Origin of the sequence: Roseicitreum antarcticum, from assembly GCF_014681765.1 — a bacterium.
Lineage (GTDB): Bacteria > Pseudomonadota > Alphaproteobacteria > Rhodobacterales > Rhodobacteraceae > Roseicitreum > Roseicitreum antarcticum.
In genome coordinates, this window is the sequence record NZ_CP061498.1 from 780,912 (window position 1) to 797,203 (window position 16,292).

Here is a 16,292-nt window from a genome sequence, read left to right on the forward strand (position 1 = left end):
GGGGCCGCCTAACCTGCTGATACTACGCTATAAAGCGCCAAATTACTGCGCCGGTTCGGTCTGGGCCGCCTCTTGCGCCATTTCTGCCTCGATCACTGCGGCGCGGGCTTCGACCTGTTCGACGATATGTTCGACCATCTGCTCATTCGACAACTTGTGGCTTTGCTTGCCCGCCAGATAGACCATGCCCGACCCGGCGCCCCCGCCGGTGAAGCCCACGTCAGTCATCAAGGCCTCACCCGGGCCGTTGACCACACAGCCGATGATCGACAGGCTCATCGGCGTCTTGATGTGCGACAGACGTTGTTCCAGCGTCTCGACCGTCTTGATGACATCGAAGCCCTGCCGCGCGCAGGACGGGCACGAGATGATGTTGACGCCGCGATGCCGCAGGCCCAGAGATTTCAGGATGTCATAGCCCACCTTGACCTCTTCCACCGGGTCGGCCGACAGGCTGACGCGGATGGTATCGCCGATGCCCATCCACAGCAGGTTGCCCAGCCCGATGGCTGACTTGATCGTGCCCGACATCAGGCCCCCGGCCTCGGTGATGCCCAGATGGATCGGGGCATCCGTCGCCTCGGCCAGGCCCTGATAGGCAGCGGCGGCCATGAACACGTCAGAGGCTTTCACGCTGATCTTGAATTCGTGGAAGTCGTTGTCTTGCAAGATGCGGATATGGTCCATACCGGATTCGATCATCGCATCCGGGCAGGGTTCGCCGTATTTCTCCAGCAGGTGCCGTTCCAGCGACCCCGCGTTGACCCCGATGCGGATCGAACAGCCGTGATCCCGCGCGGCCTTGATAACCTCGCGCACGCGGGCGGCATCACCGATATTGCCGGGGTTGATGCGCAGGCAGGCGGCGCCGGCCTCGGCGGCCTCAATCGCGCGTTTGTAGTGGAAGTGGATGTCGGCGACGATGGGCACCGGGCTTTCGCGGCAGATTTCCTTCAACGCGCGGGTGGCGGCCTGATCGGGGGCCGAGACACGGACGATATCGGCGCCCTGATCGACGCAGCGCAGGATCTGTTCAATCGTGGCCTTCGCATCGCCGCTGTCGGTATTGGTCATGGTCTGTACGGTGATCGGCGCATCGCCGCCCACCGGAACCTTGCCCACCATGATCTGGCGCGACTTGCGCCGGTAAATGTTGCGCCACGGACGGATGTGATTCAGAGACATGAGGACGAGCCTGTCAGGTTAGGGTATTTCCCCAATAGATAACCCGCCACCGCCCCTCGGGCAATGGCGGGTTCATGACAATGACAAACGTTGGATGTGACACGGCCCGCCTGTCGGCGCACGGGGTCATTCGGCCTGCGCTACATCCACCATGCGGGCAAGATCGGCGTCGCGCGACAGGTCGGCGACGACGTAGTCTTGCTGCAACGCATCTGCGGACAGGGCGACGTTGTTGACGATCTGCGCGCCCGGTGCGGCCGGGCCATAGGCATCGCCATTCACCACGAAATAGAGCGAGCCGGAATTGCCCGCCCGCAGCGTCGCAGGCTCTTCGGTCTGCGGGACGGTGTAGCGTTCGCCAGCGTCCAGGATCTTTTCGAACAAGACCGTGCCATTCGCGGCGCGCACGCGCACCCAGGACGGGCGCACGGCCAGCAGTTCGACCTGCGCCACGGTGGGTTCGATCACCTGCACCTCGGCGGGCTGTGCCTCATCGCGCAGCGCCAGTTGGATCGCGTCTTCAATGGCGTTGCCATCGGTCCGCTCGGTCGTCTGACGCGGGTTGATCTCCGAGATCGGGCCATCGCGCGACACCATGACAGGCATGTCCAGCGCCTGCGGCCGGTACACGCGCACCAAGCCTTCGGCAACCGGCATGGCGGCGGGGTCCCCCTCGGGCAGCAGATCGGCGGTGACAGAACCTGGGGTATCTGCGGCTGCAGGGCGCCCGATCGCTACCGGGTCGAGTTCGGCCATGACGCTGGGTACGCGGTCCGAAGGCGCAATCTGCACGCGCTGCACTTCTTGCAGGACAGTCCAGCCTGCATAGCCCAGCCCGGCAATCAGCGCCAGCAACACGGCGATGGAGCCGACTGCACCCGGTTCAACCCGTTCCCAGATCGACCGGGGCGCAGGGCTGAAGGTCATGCGCGACAGCATGTGCCCCTCGGGCGGCGCGGCCTTCACCGGCTTCTTGGGCTTTGGCATTTCAGACATGCCATGCTGCACCGAAAAATTGTGTTCATCGCAGAACTTCGCATAGGCCCATTCGGGGTCCATGCCGAGGTAGCGGGAATAAGACCGGACATAGCCCGCAACGAAATTCGGCGCCTCGAAAGCTTCGATATCGCCGTTTTCGATCGCCGCAATGTAGGCCGCGCGAATGTGCAATTCGCGCTGCACATCAAGCAGGGATTTGTTGAGCGTCGCGCGTTCACCCCGCATGAGGTCGCCAAGCTTCAGCTCAAAATCGTCAAAGCCAAGCTGTTTGCTTGTATCGTCAGCCGTCGGCTGCTTTGTCCGCCATTTCATTGCCTGCCCCTTGTCCGCCCGTTCTGACCGCCAAATAATCGTGGACCTGTTGTCGCAAATGCCATGCGAGTCAGCTCTCACCCCTGTGATCTTCGTACAGAGAGTTTACCAGATCACAAGGTTTTTTAAAGCGGCTCCAAGCGTCAGGCGGACAGTTCGGCACGATTCAGCGCACAATGCGACCACAGGTCATCCATTGCGCGTATCAAATGGTCGATCATGGCGGAATCGTGCACCGGAGACGGGGTAAAGCGCAGCCGTTCGGTGCCGCGCGGCACGGTGGGGAAGTTGATCGGCTGCACGTAAATCCCGTAGCTTTCCAGCAGCATGTCCGAAATCAACTTGCAATGCACCGGATTGCCAACATGCACCGGCACGATATGGCTGCCGTGGTCGATGATCGGCAGACCCATCCCTTTCAGCCGCATTTTCAGGATACTTGCGGTGGTTTGCTGCCGGTCGCGCAGGTCTTGCGCCGTCTTCAGATGGCGCACCGATTCTGCCGCGCCCGCCGCCACCGCAGGCGGCAGCGAGGTGGTGAAGATGAAACCGGGCGCGTAGGATCGGATGGCATCGCACATCTTGGCGCTGCCGGTGATGTAGCCGCCCATGACGCCGTAGGCCTTGGCCAGCGTCCCGTTGATCAGGTCGATCCGGTGCATCAGCCCGTCGCGTTCCGCCACACCGCCACCGCGCGGGCCGTACATGCCGACGGCGTGCACTTCATCCAAATACGTCAGGGCGTTGAATTCATCGGCAAGGTCGCAGATTTCCGCGATGGGACCGAAATCACCGTCCATCGAATAGATCGATTCAAACGCGATCAGCTTAGGCGCTGCGGGGTCGTCGGCGGCGAGCAATTCGCGCAGATGCGCCACGTCGTTGTGGCGGAAAATCCGTTTGGCTCCGCCGTTGCGCCGCACGCCTTCGATCATCGAGGCATGGTTGAGCGCGTCCGAATAGATGATGAGGCCGGGAAACAATTTCGGCAGCGTCGAAAGCGTGGCATCATTGGCCATATAGGCAGAGGTGAAGATCAGCCCAGCCTCTTTGCCGTGAAGGTCGGCAAGCTCGGCTTCCAGCCGTTTGTGGTAGACCGTGGTGCCAGAGATATTGCGCGTCCCGCCAGAACCAGCGCCGGTCGCCAGCAGCGCATCTTGCATCGCGGCCAGAACAGACGGATGCTGCCCCATGCCCAGATAATCATTCCCGCACCAGACAGTGATATCTTGCCGGGTGCCATCGGGCCGATTCCAGACCGCATGGGGGAAATGACCCTTGCGACGCTCAATATCGATGAAGGTCCGGTAGCGTCCCTCATCATGCAGGCGTTGCAGCGCGGCCTCTAGTGCGGCTTCATAGTTCAAGGTCGTCTCCCTGGCTTTCGAACGCTCGGTCAAATTCAATGATATAACTTCATCGGATAGATGAAACCCTATCCCGTCTCTCATCTGTTATAAAATGATGCAGATCAATTAACCCGACGCGAAAAAATGGTCAGGCGCGGCCCTATGCCGCGCCCTGGGCCACGCCCTGGGCCACGCGTCTAGCCCAACGCCCGTGCCGGACCGCAGCGGTGCAGCAAACCGCCCGCCGACACCCTGCCGCAGGGCGCGGCGCGCGGGGCAGCAGGGCGCGGCGCGCGGGGCAGCAGGGCGCGGCGCGCGCGGCAGCCGGGGTCAATCCGCGATCCGCACCGCGCAATCACCGGCCGGGGCGGCAGCGTCAGCACAGGCGGCGCGCGCGTCGTCCAAGGCGGCAGCGCCTTGCCCGATGGCCCATTGCCCGGTGGCAGGCGACAGCGCCATCGCCTTTGGCGCCCGGGCGGGCAGGTAATCGCGCGTGAAGGCGGCGGTCGCATCGGCATTCAGTTGCAGATCGCGCGCGGTCCAGCCGGCGGGCCTTACTTCCAGCACGATCAGGCAAGGCGTGTCGCTTTCGCGCAGGCTGTCGCATTCGCGCAGAGCGGCGGCGCGGGCAGCGGCGACGTCATGGTAATTGGCGGCCAGCACGGTGGCCTGATGCAGCAACCCGTGATCGGGGGCCAGCGCCATGGCGGCATAGTATTTCTGCCCCTGCGCAATTTGCGTGACAATCGCCTGATTTTCAGCCGACAGGACCGACGTGTCGTAGATCACCACCTCGGCTTGCTCGGGCGCGAAGAGCTGGCCTTCGACCTCGGCACCAGACAATGTCTGCGCCAGCGCCGCGCCGGGCAGCATGGCGATGGGCAGCAAAGCGGCAAGCGCCCGCCCCGTGATTGACCGACCATAAGCACATTTCATCCGCATCCGCTGTGACCTCCGTATCGCATATCCGTTGACGTATCGGGGCACGACGCGCCCCATTGCCCCCGCTTATAGCGCAACCGACGGGGCTGGACACCCCGGCCCGGGCTGATAGGTCTAGCCACAACCCAATTGTGAACACATGCCCGGAGGTGCCGATGTCATCCCTTGATCCCGTCCTGTCCCATATCGACGCAACCCTGCCACAGGCGCTGGACCGTCTGATGGATCTGTTGCGCATCCCCTCGATCTCGACCGATCCGGCCTACAAGGCGGATTGCGACCGCGCCGCCGACTGGCTGGTGGAAGACCTGGCCTCGATCGGCCTTAGCGCCAGCAAACGCCCTACGCCGGGGCATCCTATGGTGGTGGCGCATGGGCAGGGTGCGGGACCGCATGTTCTGTTCTATGGCCATTATGACGTGCAGCCGGTGGACCCGTTGAACCTGTGGGATCGCGAACCTTTCGACCCGGCGCTGGAGGATGGACCCAATGGCAAGGTGATCCGTGGCCGCGGGACAGCGGATGACAAGGGGCAGCTGATGACCTTTGTGGAAGCGTGCCGCGCCTGGGTCGCGGTGCATGGCGCCCTGACCGCCCGCGTGTCGGTGTTTCTGGAGGGGGAAGAGGAATCAGGCTCACCTTCCCTCATCCCCTATATGAAGGAGAACGCCGAGGAGCTGCGCGCCGATCTGGCGCTGATCTGCGACACGGGCATGTATGACCCTCAGACGCCCGCCATCACCACCATGCTGCGCGGCCTTCTGGGTGAGGAGATCACCATCCACGGCCCCACGAAAGACCTGCATTCGGGCATGTTCGGCGGCGCGGCAATGAACCCGATCCGGGTGCTGAGCCGTGTTCTGGCCGGGCTGCATGACGATAATGGCCGCATCACCCTGCCCGGTTTCTATGATGGCGTGCCCGACCTGTCTGATGAATTGCGCGCGCAATGGGATGCGTTGAATTTCGATGCCGGCGCCTTCCTTGGCAGTGTCGGGCTGCAATACCCGGCGGGCGAGGCCGACCGCACCGCGCTGGAAATGATCTGGGCCCGCCCGACGTGCGAGATCAATGGCATCTGGGGCGGCTATACCGGCGCGGGTTTCAAGACCGTGCTGCCCGCCGAAGCCCATGCCAAGGTCAGCTTCCGCCTTGTCGGCACGCAAGACCCCCATGCCATCCGCGCGGCGTTCCGCGACTATGTCAGTGCTGCCCTGCCCGACGATTGCACGGTGGAATTCAAGGGTCACGGCGCTTCGCCCGCCTCGCAGATGACGATCAGCCACCCGGCGTTCGAGGCCGCGCGGCAGGCGCTGTCGGATGAATGGCCAAACCCGGCGGCCTTCGTCGGGTCGGGGGGGTCGATCCCGATCGCGGGCTATTTCAAGACCTATCTGGATATGGATGCCATGCTGATCGGTTTTGGCCGCGACGACGACCAGATCCATTCCCCGAATGAAAAATATGATCTGGAAAGCTTCCACAAGGGCATCCGGTCGTGGGCGCGCATCCTCGACGCGATTTCCAAAGCTGACGCCTGAGGGGCCATGCAGCGGATTGCGCAATCGCCGCTGGAGCCCGGCTTCGTGCAGAACCCGTATCCGTTCTATGACCGGATGCGGGCGCTGGGGCCGGTTGTCTGGTGGGAAGACTACGGCATGCCCTGCGCCGTCAGCTATGCTGCCGTGAATGCCATCATGCGCGACCGCCGCTTTGGCCGAGAGCCCATCGCGCCGCTGGAGGTCGCCGACCATATGCAGCCGTTCTATGCGGTAGAGGCGCATTCGATGCTGGAGCTGGAACCGCCGCGTCACACACGGCTGCGCGGGCTGGTGGTGCGGGCCTTCACTTCGCGCCGGATTGCAGCGCTTGAACCCGAGATCACGGCACTGGCGCATCAATTGGTGGATGCGCTGCCTGAAGGTGAATTCGACCTGCTGACCCATATTGCGCAGCCGCTGCCTGTGATCGTGATTGCGCGGCTGTTGGGTGTACCGGACCATATGGCAGATGACCTGCTGCGCTGGTCCAATGCAATGGTGGCGATGTACCAGGCAGGACGCACCCGCGCGGTGGAGGATGCCGCCTCTGCCGCCGCGCGCGATTTCAGCGCCTACCTGCGCGACCATATCGCCGCGCGCCGCCACCAGCCCGCCGATGACCTGATCACCCATCTGATCGCAGCGGAGGGCGATGATGACCGGCTGAGCACCGAGGAGCTTATCACCACCTGCATCCTGCTGCTGAATGCCGGGCATGAGGCGACGGTGCACACCATCGGCAATGGCGTGAAGGCGCTGTTGCAAAGCGGTCAATACACGGCAGATGCCCCGGTGGAGCCGCTGGTCGAGGAGGTGTTGCGCTTCGACCCGCCGCTGCACATGTTCACCCGCATTGCGTATAGCGACATTGACGTGATGGGCCACACCCTGCGGCGCGGCGATCAGGTGGCCTGCCTGTTGGCCGCAGCCAACCGTGACCCCGGTCATTGGGACCGGCCGAACGATTTCGATCCCCGCCGTGTGGCAAAGCCGAATGCCGCGTTTGGTGCGGGGCTGCATTTCTGCGTCGGCGCGCCACTGGCGCGGCTGGAACTGGCGGTGATGCTGCCGATCTTGATGCAGCGCCTGCCGGGGTTGCGGCTGGCCCGCCCGCCAAAGTTCGCGCCGACCTACCATTTCCACGGGCTCAGCCGTCTGGATGTGCTGGCCTGAGCGGTGTCGCCTGCTGGGCGGCTGTCAGACCTGCAACACCGTCGTCGCCTTGATTTCTTCCATGGACAACAAGGCGGTGACGTTGAAGATGTTCACCTCGGCAATCAGCGCCTGATAAAAGGTGTCATAGGCGCGTGCATTGGCCACCCTGACCTTCAGGATATAGTCGATGTCGCCCGCCAGGCGGTGCGCTTCCAGCACCTCGGGCCGGGCGCGGACGGAAGCGAGGAATTTCTGCTGCCACCCGGCCTCATGGGCCGAGGTACGGATCAGCACGAAGAAACACGCCTCCAGGCCCAGGGCGTCGGGGTCCAAGAGCACGGTCTGACGGGTAATCACCCCCGCCTCGCGCAGTTTGCGGATCCGATTCCATACGGGGGTTTTCGACGACCCCACCTTGCGCGCGATGTCATCGAGCGACTGGCTGGCGTCGTCTTGCAGCTCGGACAATATCTTTCGGTCCAGATCATCCATGCGTACTGCCACTTCACCATGCCCCTTTGAATGGAATGAAAGCCCTGTTGCTACCTGCCTATAGGAAATAATTTCCGATACGGCAATCGAAATGCGGAATATCGGAACAATGTTCGGAAATCAGCCGCACAGCGGTTGCGGCGTGGTGCCGGGCGGGCTACATCGACCTTCAATTGAATGGCACGGTGGCAAAGTGTCAACTTGCGGCACGCCGCCCGCTGCGCCCATATTGCTATGACCACACCGTCAGGAAAGAAGCCCCGTGATGTCCGAACCTGCCTCTGCAATCCCCGCCGACACCCCGCCTGCCGCGGCCCACAAGGCGCTGCCCGATGCGCAGACCGTCACCTCGGTGCGGCACTGGACCGACCGGCTGTTTTCCTTCCGGGTGACGCGGCCACGCTCTTTGCGCTTCCGGTCCGGGGAATTCGTGATGATCGGACTGATGGGTGACAACGGCAAGCCGCTGCTGCGGGCCTATTCCATCGCGTCGCCCGCGTGGGACGAAGAACTGGAATTCTATTCGATCAAGGTGCCGGATGGCCCGCTGACCTCGAAGCTGCAACATATCCAGCCCGGCGATGAGATCATCTTGCGGCCCAAGCCTGTCGGCACCCTGGTGCATGACGCGCTGTTGCCCGGCACGCGGCTGTGGCTGTTTGCCACCGGCACTGGCATCGCGCCCTTCGCGTCGCTGATGCGCGACCCCGAGACCTATGAGCGCTATGACCAGATCATCATGATGCATGCGTGCCGCGAGGCAGCCGAACTGGAGTATGGCCGCGAACTGATCGAAAGCCTGCCCGAAGACCCGCTGATCGGCGAGATGGTGGGTGACAAGCTGAAATACTATCCCACCACCACGCAGGATGATTTTGCGCACAAAGGCCGGATCACCGACAATCTGACCTCTGGCAAGGTTTTCGCGGACCTAGGGCTGCCGCCGATCACACCCGGGGCGGACCGCGGCATGGTTTGCGGCTCGCTCGGGTTCAACACCGACATGAAGGCGGTCCTGGAAGGCTTCGGGCTGCGCGAAGGTGCCAACAGCGACCCGGCGGAATATGTGGTGGAAAAGGCCTTCGTCGGCTGAGGAATGCCGCACGGTCTGCAATGGCCGGCGCACACCGATACCAACAATGGCGCGGGTTGGCAGGGCCATCGCCCGGCGATAGCGGTGGCGGGCAAGGTTGTGACCGCTTCGGGGCAGCAATTGCCGCCCCGGGCGGTGTTGGATCAGCGGGCCACGCGGGGGCGCCGTCGCACACCGCATCAACCGCCGCCCAATGCAGTGAACGGCAGCGAGCTCTGCCATCTGCCCCCCCTGCGGGAAACCGCGTCCCCCCCATGAAAAACGCCGCCCCGATCCGGGGCGGCGTTTGCATTTCGTCTAGAGATGTTCCGTCAACCGGACGGTTTACTCGACCGTGAGCGTGCCGAGGCGTTCCATCACCTCTTGCAGCATGTCCTGATTGTTGCCGGCGGCCTCCAGCAGCGCACGAAGCGAGATTTTCTGGGTCGCGTCCAGGCTGGAATCCTCGATCTCTGTTGCAACGACATCATTGGTCAGCGGCACTTGGGTCGCGACGTTGGTGTCAGCGGTAGAAGCCTCAGGTGACGTGGTTTCCGGCGCCATGGTCTCGGGTGCCGTTGCTTCAGGTGCTGCGGTTTCAGGTGCCGCCTCGGTCGTCGCGGGTGCCGTTTCAGTCGCTGCCGGTGCAGTTTCCGTAGCGGCAGGCGCGGCATCGGCAGGCGCGGTTTCAGTGGCCGTTTCGGGCGTCCCGGTCAAGTTATCCAGCGCGTCAGATGCGGAGTTCATCGCATCTTCCAATGCGGTCTCGGCCTCTTGATGCGCGGCGCTCAGGGCGTCCTGCGCCTCGTTCATCGCGTCGGTGGCAGATTCTGTGGCGGCTTCCTCGGCTGCCTGCATCTCTGCCTCCACTTCCGCCTCGGTCGGCACCTCGATCACGGGTTCCTCGGCTGCGGGTTCGGCGACTTCAGGCTCCTCGGTCGCGGGGGTTTCAACCTCTGGTGCCGTAACTTGCGGCGCGGGTTCGGGGGCATCAGGGCGGTTGCCCAGCCACAGCCCGACCCCTGCGGCCAGCACGACCAGTGCGATAATGAGTGTTTTTTTCATCTGTAAGATCCCAGTGGTTACAGGTTAACGCTGCCCCCCATATGTCAGATTATTCTGCAACTGCAAACACCACGCCAGACGACATGGCCGATTTATGCCCATAATCGCCAAAAATCGCGCTTGAAAGACCACCACGCCAAAGGTAGTTTGCTCGCAGCCGAAAATAATGCAAGGAACAGCACCATAGCCCGCAGACCGCACAATGCCCCGCCCTCACGCGATACCGGACCCCGCGTGAATGAGCGTATTCGCGCACCAGAAATCCGCCTGATCGGTGCCGAAGGCGAAAATCTTGGGGTTGTCACGCCCGAACATGCGATGAGCCTTGCTGAGCAAGCCGGGCTGGATCTGGTCGAAATTTCGCCCAATGCCGCCCCGCCGGTGTGCAAGATCATGGATTTCGGCAAGTACAAGTACGAACAGCAAAAGCGCGAAGCCGAAGCCCGCAAGAACCAGCATGTGATCGAGGTCAAGGAAGTGAAATTCCGGCCCGGCACCGATGTGCATGACTATGACGTGAAAATGCGCAACGTCATGCGGTTTCTGGAAGGCGGCGACAAGGTGAAGGTGACCCTGCGGTTCCGCGGCCGTGAGATGGCGCACCAGCAACTGGGGCTGGAACTGCTCAACCGCGTTGCCGATGATGTCGGCGAACAGGGCAAGGTCGAAAACATGCCCCGCATGGAAGGCCGCCAGATGGTCATGATGATCGGGCCGCGATAAGCGCGTGGCACCAAGGGTGCCGCGGTGGGTTTGCCACTGCGAGCGTCGAGTTTGATTGATACCGATCGGAAAATTTAAAGTGGCTCAGGCGAAAGCCTGGGCCATTTTACGTTGGCGCCGCCAAGCAGACCCCTCCTGCGGGCGGGACCACACGGCCCGCAGGCGCACGCGCGCTACTGCCCGTCAGTCGCTTCCACAACGGGATTGGCAGGCGGCAAGTGGATTCGATAGCGCCCGAATTCGGTGTCCAGCACGCCTGCCAGACACATGTCCGCAGCCTTGGCGCGGGTCAGCAGACCGATACGACCGCGCGCATCCGTGCTCAGCATGATCTTGCGCAGCACTGTAGCATGCCCGCGCGGCGAATCTGCGAAATCCGCCGTGGGGATCAGCGCTTCGACGGGCGACCCCAGGGTCAGCGCCCGCTGGTGCGACCCCAAGGCCTTGTAGGCGGCCAGCGCGCAGGCCTCGGCGTCCAGCGGGCAGGCGCTGTCGCACAGGGCGCGCAGGGGCGCGGCCTCGGGCGCATCGCGCAGCCAGGGCGCTGCATCAGTTGTCAGGGGGCGCTGCATGTCGGTGATGTCGACCGGCGCCGCATGGGTGATCGTTGGATCCTCTGGCGCGGCGATGAAGCGCATGGAATCGGGGAAATCCGGGTCATCGACCAGCGCGGCAAAGCCGCGATGCTGCCGCGCGAACAGCGTCAGGACAGCATCGCGCGCGGCGCGATCTTCGCCATAGCGCGCGAAGTCCAGCGGCAGGTCGATCGGCGCGTTCACGTCCCACAGCGACACCCACAGCCGTGCCAGCGGTTCTTCGGCGGCGGCGGCACGCATCCAGCTTTGGCCCGACATGCCACCCGGCGCGCGCATCAATGCATTGCGCTGTGCGGCGGGCAGCAACGACAACCAGGGCCCCTGAAATTCGGGCGTCTTGTCGATGACGGCCAGCAGGATCTGCGCCGCCGCAAGCCCCTGCCCGGCCAACATGGCCAGCCCGGTCAGCGCCTCTTCTTCCTCATCCGCCAGCCAGGCCTGCACCGCCGCCTCGAACGCGGCATCGGTCTGGCCCGCCACCGGCGTCGCCAAGACCGGCACCGACCACCACAGGCAGAAGCATGACATCAGAAACAGGCGCAGCATGCGGAAGAGGTCCAATCACGTCCAAAGGTATTAGAGCGGACTATGGAATAGCCGGCCCGCATGGGCAAGGGATCATCGCACATTGAAGGGGCGCGCGGCGCGGCGGAATGCGACATATCTCGCAGGCAGCCGGCAGGCGGCTACCAGATCCTGCGCACGACACGAGGCCCAGCACGCGGTCCCGCGCCAAGTGGCTTGTCGGCGTCCGACCATGTCAGCGCCCTGCCCTGTCGGCACCCAGCCCCCCTGTCCGTGCTCAACCTTGTCCGTGCTCAACCTTGTCCGTGCTCAGCCATATCCGTGTTCAGCGCCCACGCAGCACCTGTGTCAGTTCCGTGTCGACTTCCCCTAAGGAACCGACATGCCAGGCCGAACGACGCCCATCACCGTGTTTCAGACCTGTCGATATGACGTTCTGTCAAAATTGGAATCGGGCATCTGCTGAAGCGCACAGTTTTCTGTGGGTTCCGTCGGTCTGTTCAGGATCACTCGGAGCTTTTGCCGGGCTGGCCTGAGATCCTGCCCAAATTCGATTGCTGCCGCGCGCAACATGTTGCGCGCATGGCTGGCATAGGCCGGACGCTACCCCAAAGGGCCAACCGGTTTGCGGATCAGGAGTGGCCGTATTCTTCCAGCGTCAAGGAACGCTCCTGCAATTTGCATGTTGATGCGGCGAATTGGTGACGGCAGATCGAAAAGATCGCAGAATGACCGACACACAGAATTATGGCGCGCATCCTCAAGTCGTGAATATCGAGAAGGACACGCTCGAAAACCCCAACTTTCGCACGACGCGTTGGACAGGCAGCAATATTCAGGTGACGCTGATGACCATTCCCACCGGGGGCGATATTGGACGGGAAATGCATGAAAACAGCGACCAATTCCTGCGCCTCGAACAGGACAAGGGCCGGGTTCAGATGGGGCCGGGTTCAGATGGGGCCGGGTTCAGATGGGGCCGGGTTCAGATGAGGCCTGCTGAAGATCAGGGCGATTTTGACAAGGAGGTGGGTTCCGATAGAAGCGCGATTTGCGCCGCCAACGCCAAAATTCCGACCGCCTGAAGTGCCAAAGCGCGGTTGCGCTTCGGGTCCTTCCCGCGACAGAATGCAAGCTGGACCGGACACGTTCCAGCCTTCGGCCGGATCACCAGGGAATAAAAATGGTCGGGGCGATAGGATTCGAACCTACGACCTACGGTACCCAAAACCGTCGCGCTACCGGGCTGCGCTACGCCCCGACTGGCGCTGTCTTTAGCGGTGTTGACCCGCGGTGGAAAGCGAAAAACGCACACGCCGTGTCGGTTGTGTCACCGTAGGGGGTGATCGGGGCCTTCTGCCCCCCACCGCGTCGAACTATCGCACGCTATCTGGCGGATCTTGCTGATTTACGTCTTTCCTGCAGCGTCGGCGGGGATGCCCGCACGCCATGGCAAAGGATAGCCGTCGGCGCGATCTATTCCGCGTCGCAGGGCCAGAGCGCCCCGGCCTGCGGCACGCGGGCATGGCGCAGGGCCGTGCCTTCGGTGATGCCCAACCGGCGCGCCATGCCGCCATTGATCTCCAGCACCATCAAGACGTCATCGCCGCCAAAGATCGGGGTTTCGTCCAGCGGCACCGCGTCATGATGAATCCTGGTGACCTCGCCTGCGGCGTCGACAAACAGCATATCCAGCGGAATCAGCGTGTTACGCATCCAGAAGCTGGCGCTCTGCGGCGCTTGATAGATGAACAGCATCCCGGCGAACCGGGGCATGTTTTCGCGAAACATCAGCCCTTGGTTGCGGGTCTCGGGGGTGTCGGCAATCTCGACCGAGAAGCGCGCGGTGCCCCAAGGACCGCGCAGATCGACCTGTCCCGGCAGACAGCGCGCCATGGCGTCCGCCGCGAACACCACCACCAGGAGACCCGCCAGAAGGGCCGCGAAAAACTTTGGTCGCATCAGATCACGCATCACCACTCCTTTTCGCGCGGCCAGGCTGGTTGGCGGCCACTTTGCCCGTCATAGCCCAGGCACCGCAGCCTCGGTCACCTGTTTCAGCGCGGCCTCCCAAGGACCGATGGACAGCGCCATCTTGCCCCGGTCACCATCCGTCACCCGCAGCCCGATCGCCTCGCCCGGCTGAAGATCGGCAAAGCCCGACCGACGCAAAACTTCCATATGGATGAAAATATCCTCGGCGCTGCCGAAAGTATTTGCAAAGCCAAAGCCCTTGACCTTGTCAAACCACTTTACCCGGGCGGGCAGGAACGGCAGGTCGCTTTCGGGCGCGTCATCGGGCGCGCCCGATTCATTGTCGCCATTTGCAAGTACCATTGGCGGCGGTGTGATCCACAGGACCTCGACGGTTTGCAGGCCGCGCGGCGTTTCCTGAACCACCACCTCTATTCCCGCCTCATCGCAGACCGAGCCCTGGCCAAAGTTGCGCAATGCATTGGCATGCAACAAGATATCAGGCCCACCGTCTTGTGCGACGATGAACCCAAACCCCTTTGCGGGGTCGAACCATTTCACATGACCTTGCACCCGGCGATGTTCGGGCTGAACTTGTGTCATTCGTTTCTCTCAACCTCAGCACTAGCGCGCAGTTGACCTGCATCAATTGTCGAGCCTTATGTTGCAATTTGCAACCCTATGCAATGGTATGCAGCCGTGCAGGACACAAAGCTGACCACGCGGTAAAAAACGGTCATCAGGGATTCAGCCGCGTCACCGTCCAGGGCGCAGCGACACCGTCACGCGCCCAGCGAAAACGGTCATGCAGCCGAAAGGCACCATCGGCCCAGAACTCGATTTCCAGCGGCGTGATGCGGATGCCACCCCAGAACGGCGGCCGCGCGGGGTTCAGCCCCAATGTGGGTGTCAGCCGCGCCACCTCGGCCATCAGCGCGCCGCGCGACTCGAGCGGTTGCGACTGCTGCGAGGCCCACGCCCCCAACCGACTTTTGAGCGACCGGCTGGCGTAATATTCATCGGCTTTCGGCCCGTCCTCGCGGCTAGTCAGCCCGCGCACACGGATTTGGCGGCGCAGCGACTTCCAGTGCAGCACGAAGGCGGCCTTGCCCACTCCTTCGGCCTCCTGCGTCTTTACGCTGTTGTAATTGGTGTAGAAAACGAAAGCCGACGCCTCGATCTCTTTGAGCAAGACCATGCGCGCGTTGGGCAGGCCATCGGCATCCACGGTAGCCAGGGCGATGGCATTCGGGTCGTTGGGTTCCGATGCCTCGGCCTGCGCCAGCCACGATTGCGCCAGCGCGAAAGGGTCATCGCCCGCGAAAATTCCGCTTCTGTCAGACATTGCCGCCTCAGCTTTCAGGGGTGTTCAGGAAGTATTGCGCGAAGATAAACCCGGATCGCGCAGGGTCAACCACACATGGCGCCGTTGTCATACCAGTTTTGTCAACTTTAGCATAGCAGCTTGATGCAGGACACACATTCGCCTAAAGATTTAACCACAAATCAACGAATGCAAGGGATGCAAATGTCAGCGAAATTGATGGAGGGCAAGCGTGGCCTGATCATGGGGCTTGCCAACGACAAATCCATCGCATGGGGCATAGCGAAAGCCCTCGGCGATGCGGGCGCGGAGCTGGCATTTTCTTACCAGGGCGAGCAGTTGAAGAAACGCGTCGGCCCGCTGGCCGAAAGCTTGGGTACCCCGCGTCTGTTCGAATGCGACGTGACCAACCCCGCGTCGATGGATGCGCTGTTCGAAGGGCTGGAAAACCTGTGGGGACAGATCGACTTCGTCGTACATGCCATTGGTTTTTCAGATAAATCCGAATTGCGTGGCCGCTACGTCGATACCAGCCCGGAAAACTTCCGCATGACGATGGATATCTCGGTCTATTCCTTCACCGCGATTGCCCAACGCGCGATCCGGTTGATGGGACCGGGCGGCAGCCTGCTGACCATGACCTATTACGGCGCCGAAAAGGTGATGCCGCATTACAATGTCATGGGGGTGGCGAAGGCCGCGCTGGAGGCTTCAGTGCGCTACATGGCCGAGGATCTGGGCAAGGATGGCATCCGCGTCAACGCGATCAGCGCCGGGCCGATCAAGACGCTGGCGGCATCGGGGATCGGCGATTTCCGTTATATCATGAAATGGAACGAATTGAACTCGCCGCTGCGACGCAACGTCAATCAAGAAGAGGTCGGCAAATCCGCGCTATATCTGCTGTCCGACCTTGGCTCTGGCGTGACGGGCGAGGTTTTGCATGTCGATGCGGGCTATCATGTGGTCGGCATGAAGGCGGTCGATGCGCCCGATATCGCCACTGTGACCCATCAACCCGCGCCGAAGGGATAAGCC

The 16,292-nt window shown here is 62.6% G+C and carries 16 protein-coding genes and 1 tRNA gene; 6 read left to right on the plus strand and 11 right to left on the minus strand.

Going from position 1 to position 16,292, the window contains the following annotated elements:
• Positions 1–42: 42 nt before the first annotated feature.
• The 4 genes from ispG to H9529_RS03575 form a co-directional block, all read right to left on the minus strand.
• A complete protein-coding gene (gene ispG / locus H9529_RS03560) occupies positions 43–1,185 on the minus strand; it encodes a flavodoxin-dependent (E)-4-hydroxy-3-methylbut-2-enyl-diphosphate synthase (RefSeq protein ID WP_092889799.1) in 1,143 nt (380 codons plus the stop codon).
• A gap of 126 nt (positions 1,186–1,311) precedes the next feature.
• Positions 1,312–2,496 (minus strand): helix-turn-helix domain-containing protein, encoded by a 1,185-nt coding sequence (locus H9529_RS03565; RefSeq protein WP_092889796.1) that lies wholly within the window; start codon positions 2,494–2,496, stop codon positions 1,312–1,314.
• A gap of 143 nt (positions 2,497–2,639) precedes the next feature.
• A complete protein-coding gene (gene hemA / locus H9529_RS03570) occupies positions 2,640–3,863 on the minus strand; it encodes a 5-aminolevulinate synthase (protein WP_092889793.1) in 1,224 nt (407 codons plus the stop codon).
• Between the two features lie 312 nt (positions 3,864–4,175).
• A complete protein-coding gene (locus tag H9529_RS03575; RefSeq protein WP_223814280.1) occupies positions 4,176–4,781 on the minus strand; it encodes a 5-aminolevulic acid synthase in 606 nt (201 codons plus the stop codon).
• 161 nt (positions 4,782–4,942) lie between these two features.
• Between H9529_RS03575 and H9529_RS03580 the strand changes: the two genes are divergently transcribed.
• Positions 4,943–6,328: a M20/M25/M40 family metallo-hydrolase gene (locus H9529_RS03580; protein WP_092889787.1), complete on the plus strand. Its 1,386-nt coding sequence runs from the start codon at positions 4,943–4,945 to the stop codon at positions 6,326–6,328.
• Positions 6,329–6,334: 6 nt separating this feature from the next.
• A complete protein-coding gene (locus H9529_RS03585; RefSeq protein WP_092889785.1) occupies positions 6,335–7,501 on the plus strand; it encodes a cytochrome P450 in 1,167 nt (388 codons plus the stop codon).
• A gap of 24 nt (positions 7,502–7,525) precedes the next feature.
• Here the strand turns inward: H9529_RS03585 and H9529_RS03590 are convergent, their stop codons facing one another.
• A complete protein-coding gene (locus H9529_RS03590) occupies positions 7,526–7,987 on the minus strand; it encodes an Lrp/AsnC family transcriptional regulator (RefSeq protein ID WP_092889782.1) in 462 nt (153 codons plus the stop codon).
• A gap of 253 nt (positions 7,988–8,240) precedes the next feature.
• Here H9529_RS03590 and H9529_RS03595 point away from each other — a divergent pair, with 253 nt between their 5' ends.
• Positions 8,241–9,068, plus strand: coding sequence for a ferredoxin--NADP reductase (locus H9529_RS03595; protein WP_092889779.1), 828 nt, complete (start codon positions 8,241–8,243; stop codon positions 9,066–9,068).
• A gap of 324 nt (positions 9,069–9,392) precedes the next feature.
• On the opposite strand, the gene H9529_RS03600 is transcribed toward H9529_RS03595, so the two are convergent.
• A complete protein-coding gene (locus tag H9529_RS03600; protein ID WP_092889774.1) occupies positions 9,393–10,112 on the minus strand; it encodes a hypothetical protein in 720 nt (239 codons plus the stop codon).
• Positions 10,113–10,346: 234 nt separating this feature from the next.
• Between H9529_RS03600 and infC the strand changes: the two genes are divergently transcribed.
• Complete coding sequence (gene infC / locus H9529_RS03605) at positions 10,347–10,835, plus strand: translation initiation factor IF-3 (protein ID WP_223814281.1); 489 nt, start codon at positions 10,347–10,349, stop codon at positions 10,833–10,835.
• Between the two features lie 173 nt (positions 10,836–11,008).
• Here infC and H9529_RS03610 read toward each other — a convergent pair whose 3' ends face one another.
• Positions 11,009–11,977, minus strand: coding sequence for a hypothetical protein (locus H9529_RS03610; RefSeq protein ID WP_092889768.1), 969 nt, complete (start codon positions 11,975–11,977; stop codon positions 11,009–11,011).
• A gap of 707 nt (positions 11,978–12,684) precedes the next feature.
• On the opposite strand from H9529_RS03610, the gene H9529_RS03615 reads away from it, so the two are divergent.
• Positions 12,685–13,041 carry a cupin domain-containing protein gene (locus H9529_RS03615; protein WP_092889765.1) on the plus strand — a complete coding sequence of 119 codons (357 nt, stop codon included), beginning with the start codon at positions 12,685–12,687 and terminating at the stop codon, positions 13,039–13,041.
• Between the two features lie 99 nt (positions 13,042–13,140).
• Here the strand turns inward: H9529_RS03615 and H9529_RS03620 are convergent.
• From H9529_RS03620 to pdxH, 4 genes are all read right to left on the minus strand, one after another.
• A tRNA-Pro gene (locus H9529_RS03620) sits at positions 13,141–13,217 on the minus strand.
• Positions 13,218–13,432: 215 nt separating this feature from the next.
• Positions 13,433–13,930: a DUF192 domain-containing protein gene (locus H9529_RS03625; RefSeq protein ID WP_397544884.1), complete on the minus strand. Its 498-nt coding sequence runs from the start codon at positions 13,928–13,930 to the stop codon at positions 13,433–13,435.
• Positions 13,931–13,978: 48 nt separating this feature from the next.
• Positions 13,979–14,533: a cold-shock protein gene (locus H9529_RS03630; RefSeq protein ID WP_092889762.1), complete on the minus strand. Its 555-nt coding sequence runs from the start codon at positions 14,531–14,533 to the stop codon at positions 13,979–13,981.
• 136 nt (positions 14,534–14,669) lie between these two features.
• A complete protein-coding gene (gene pdxH, locus H9529_RS03635) occupies positions 14,670–15,275 on the minus strand; it encodes a pyridoxamine 5'-phosphate oxidase (protein WP_092889759.1) in 606 nt (201 codons plus the stop codon).
• Positions 15,276–15,458: 183 nt separating this feature from the next.
• On the opposite strand from pdxH, the gene fabI reads away from it, so the two are divergent.
• The gene (gene fabI / locus H9529_RS03640) at positions 15,459–16,289 is read left to right on the plus strand and encodes an enoyl-ACP reductase FabI (RefSeq protein WP_092889927.1); all 831 of its coding nucleotides are present in this window, start codon (positions 15,459–15,461) and stop codon (positions 16,287–16,289) included.
• The last annotated feature ends 3 nt before the right edge of the window (positions 16,290–16,292 follow it).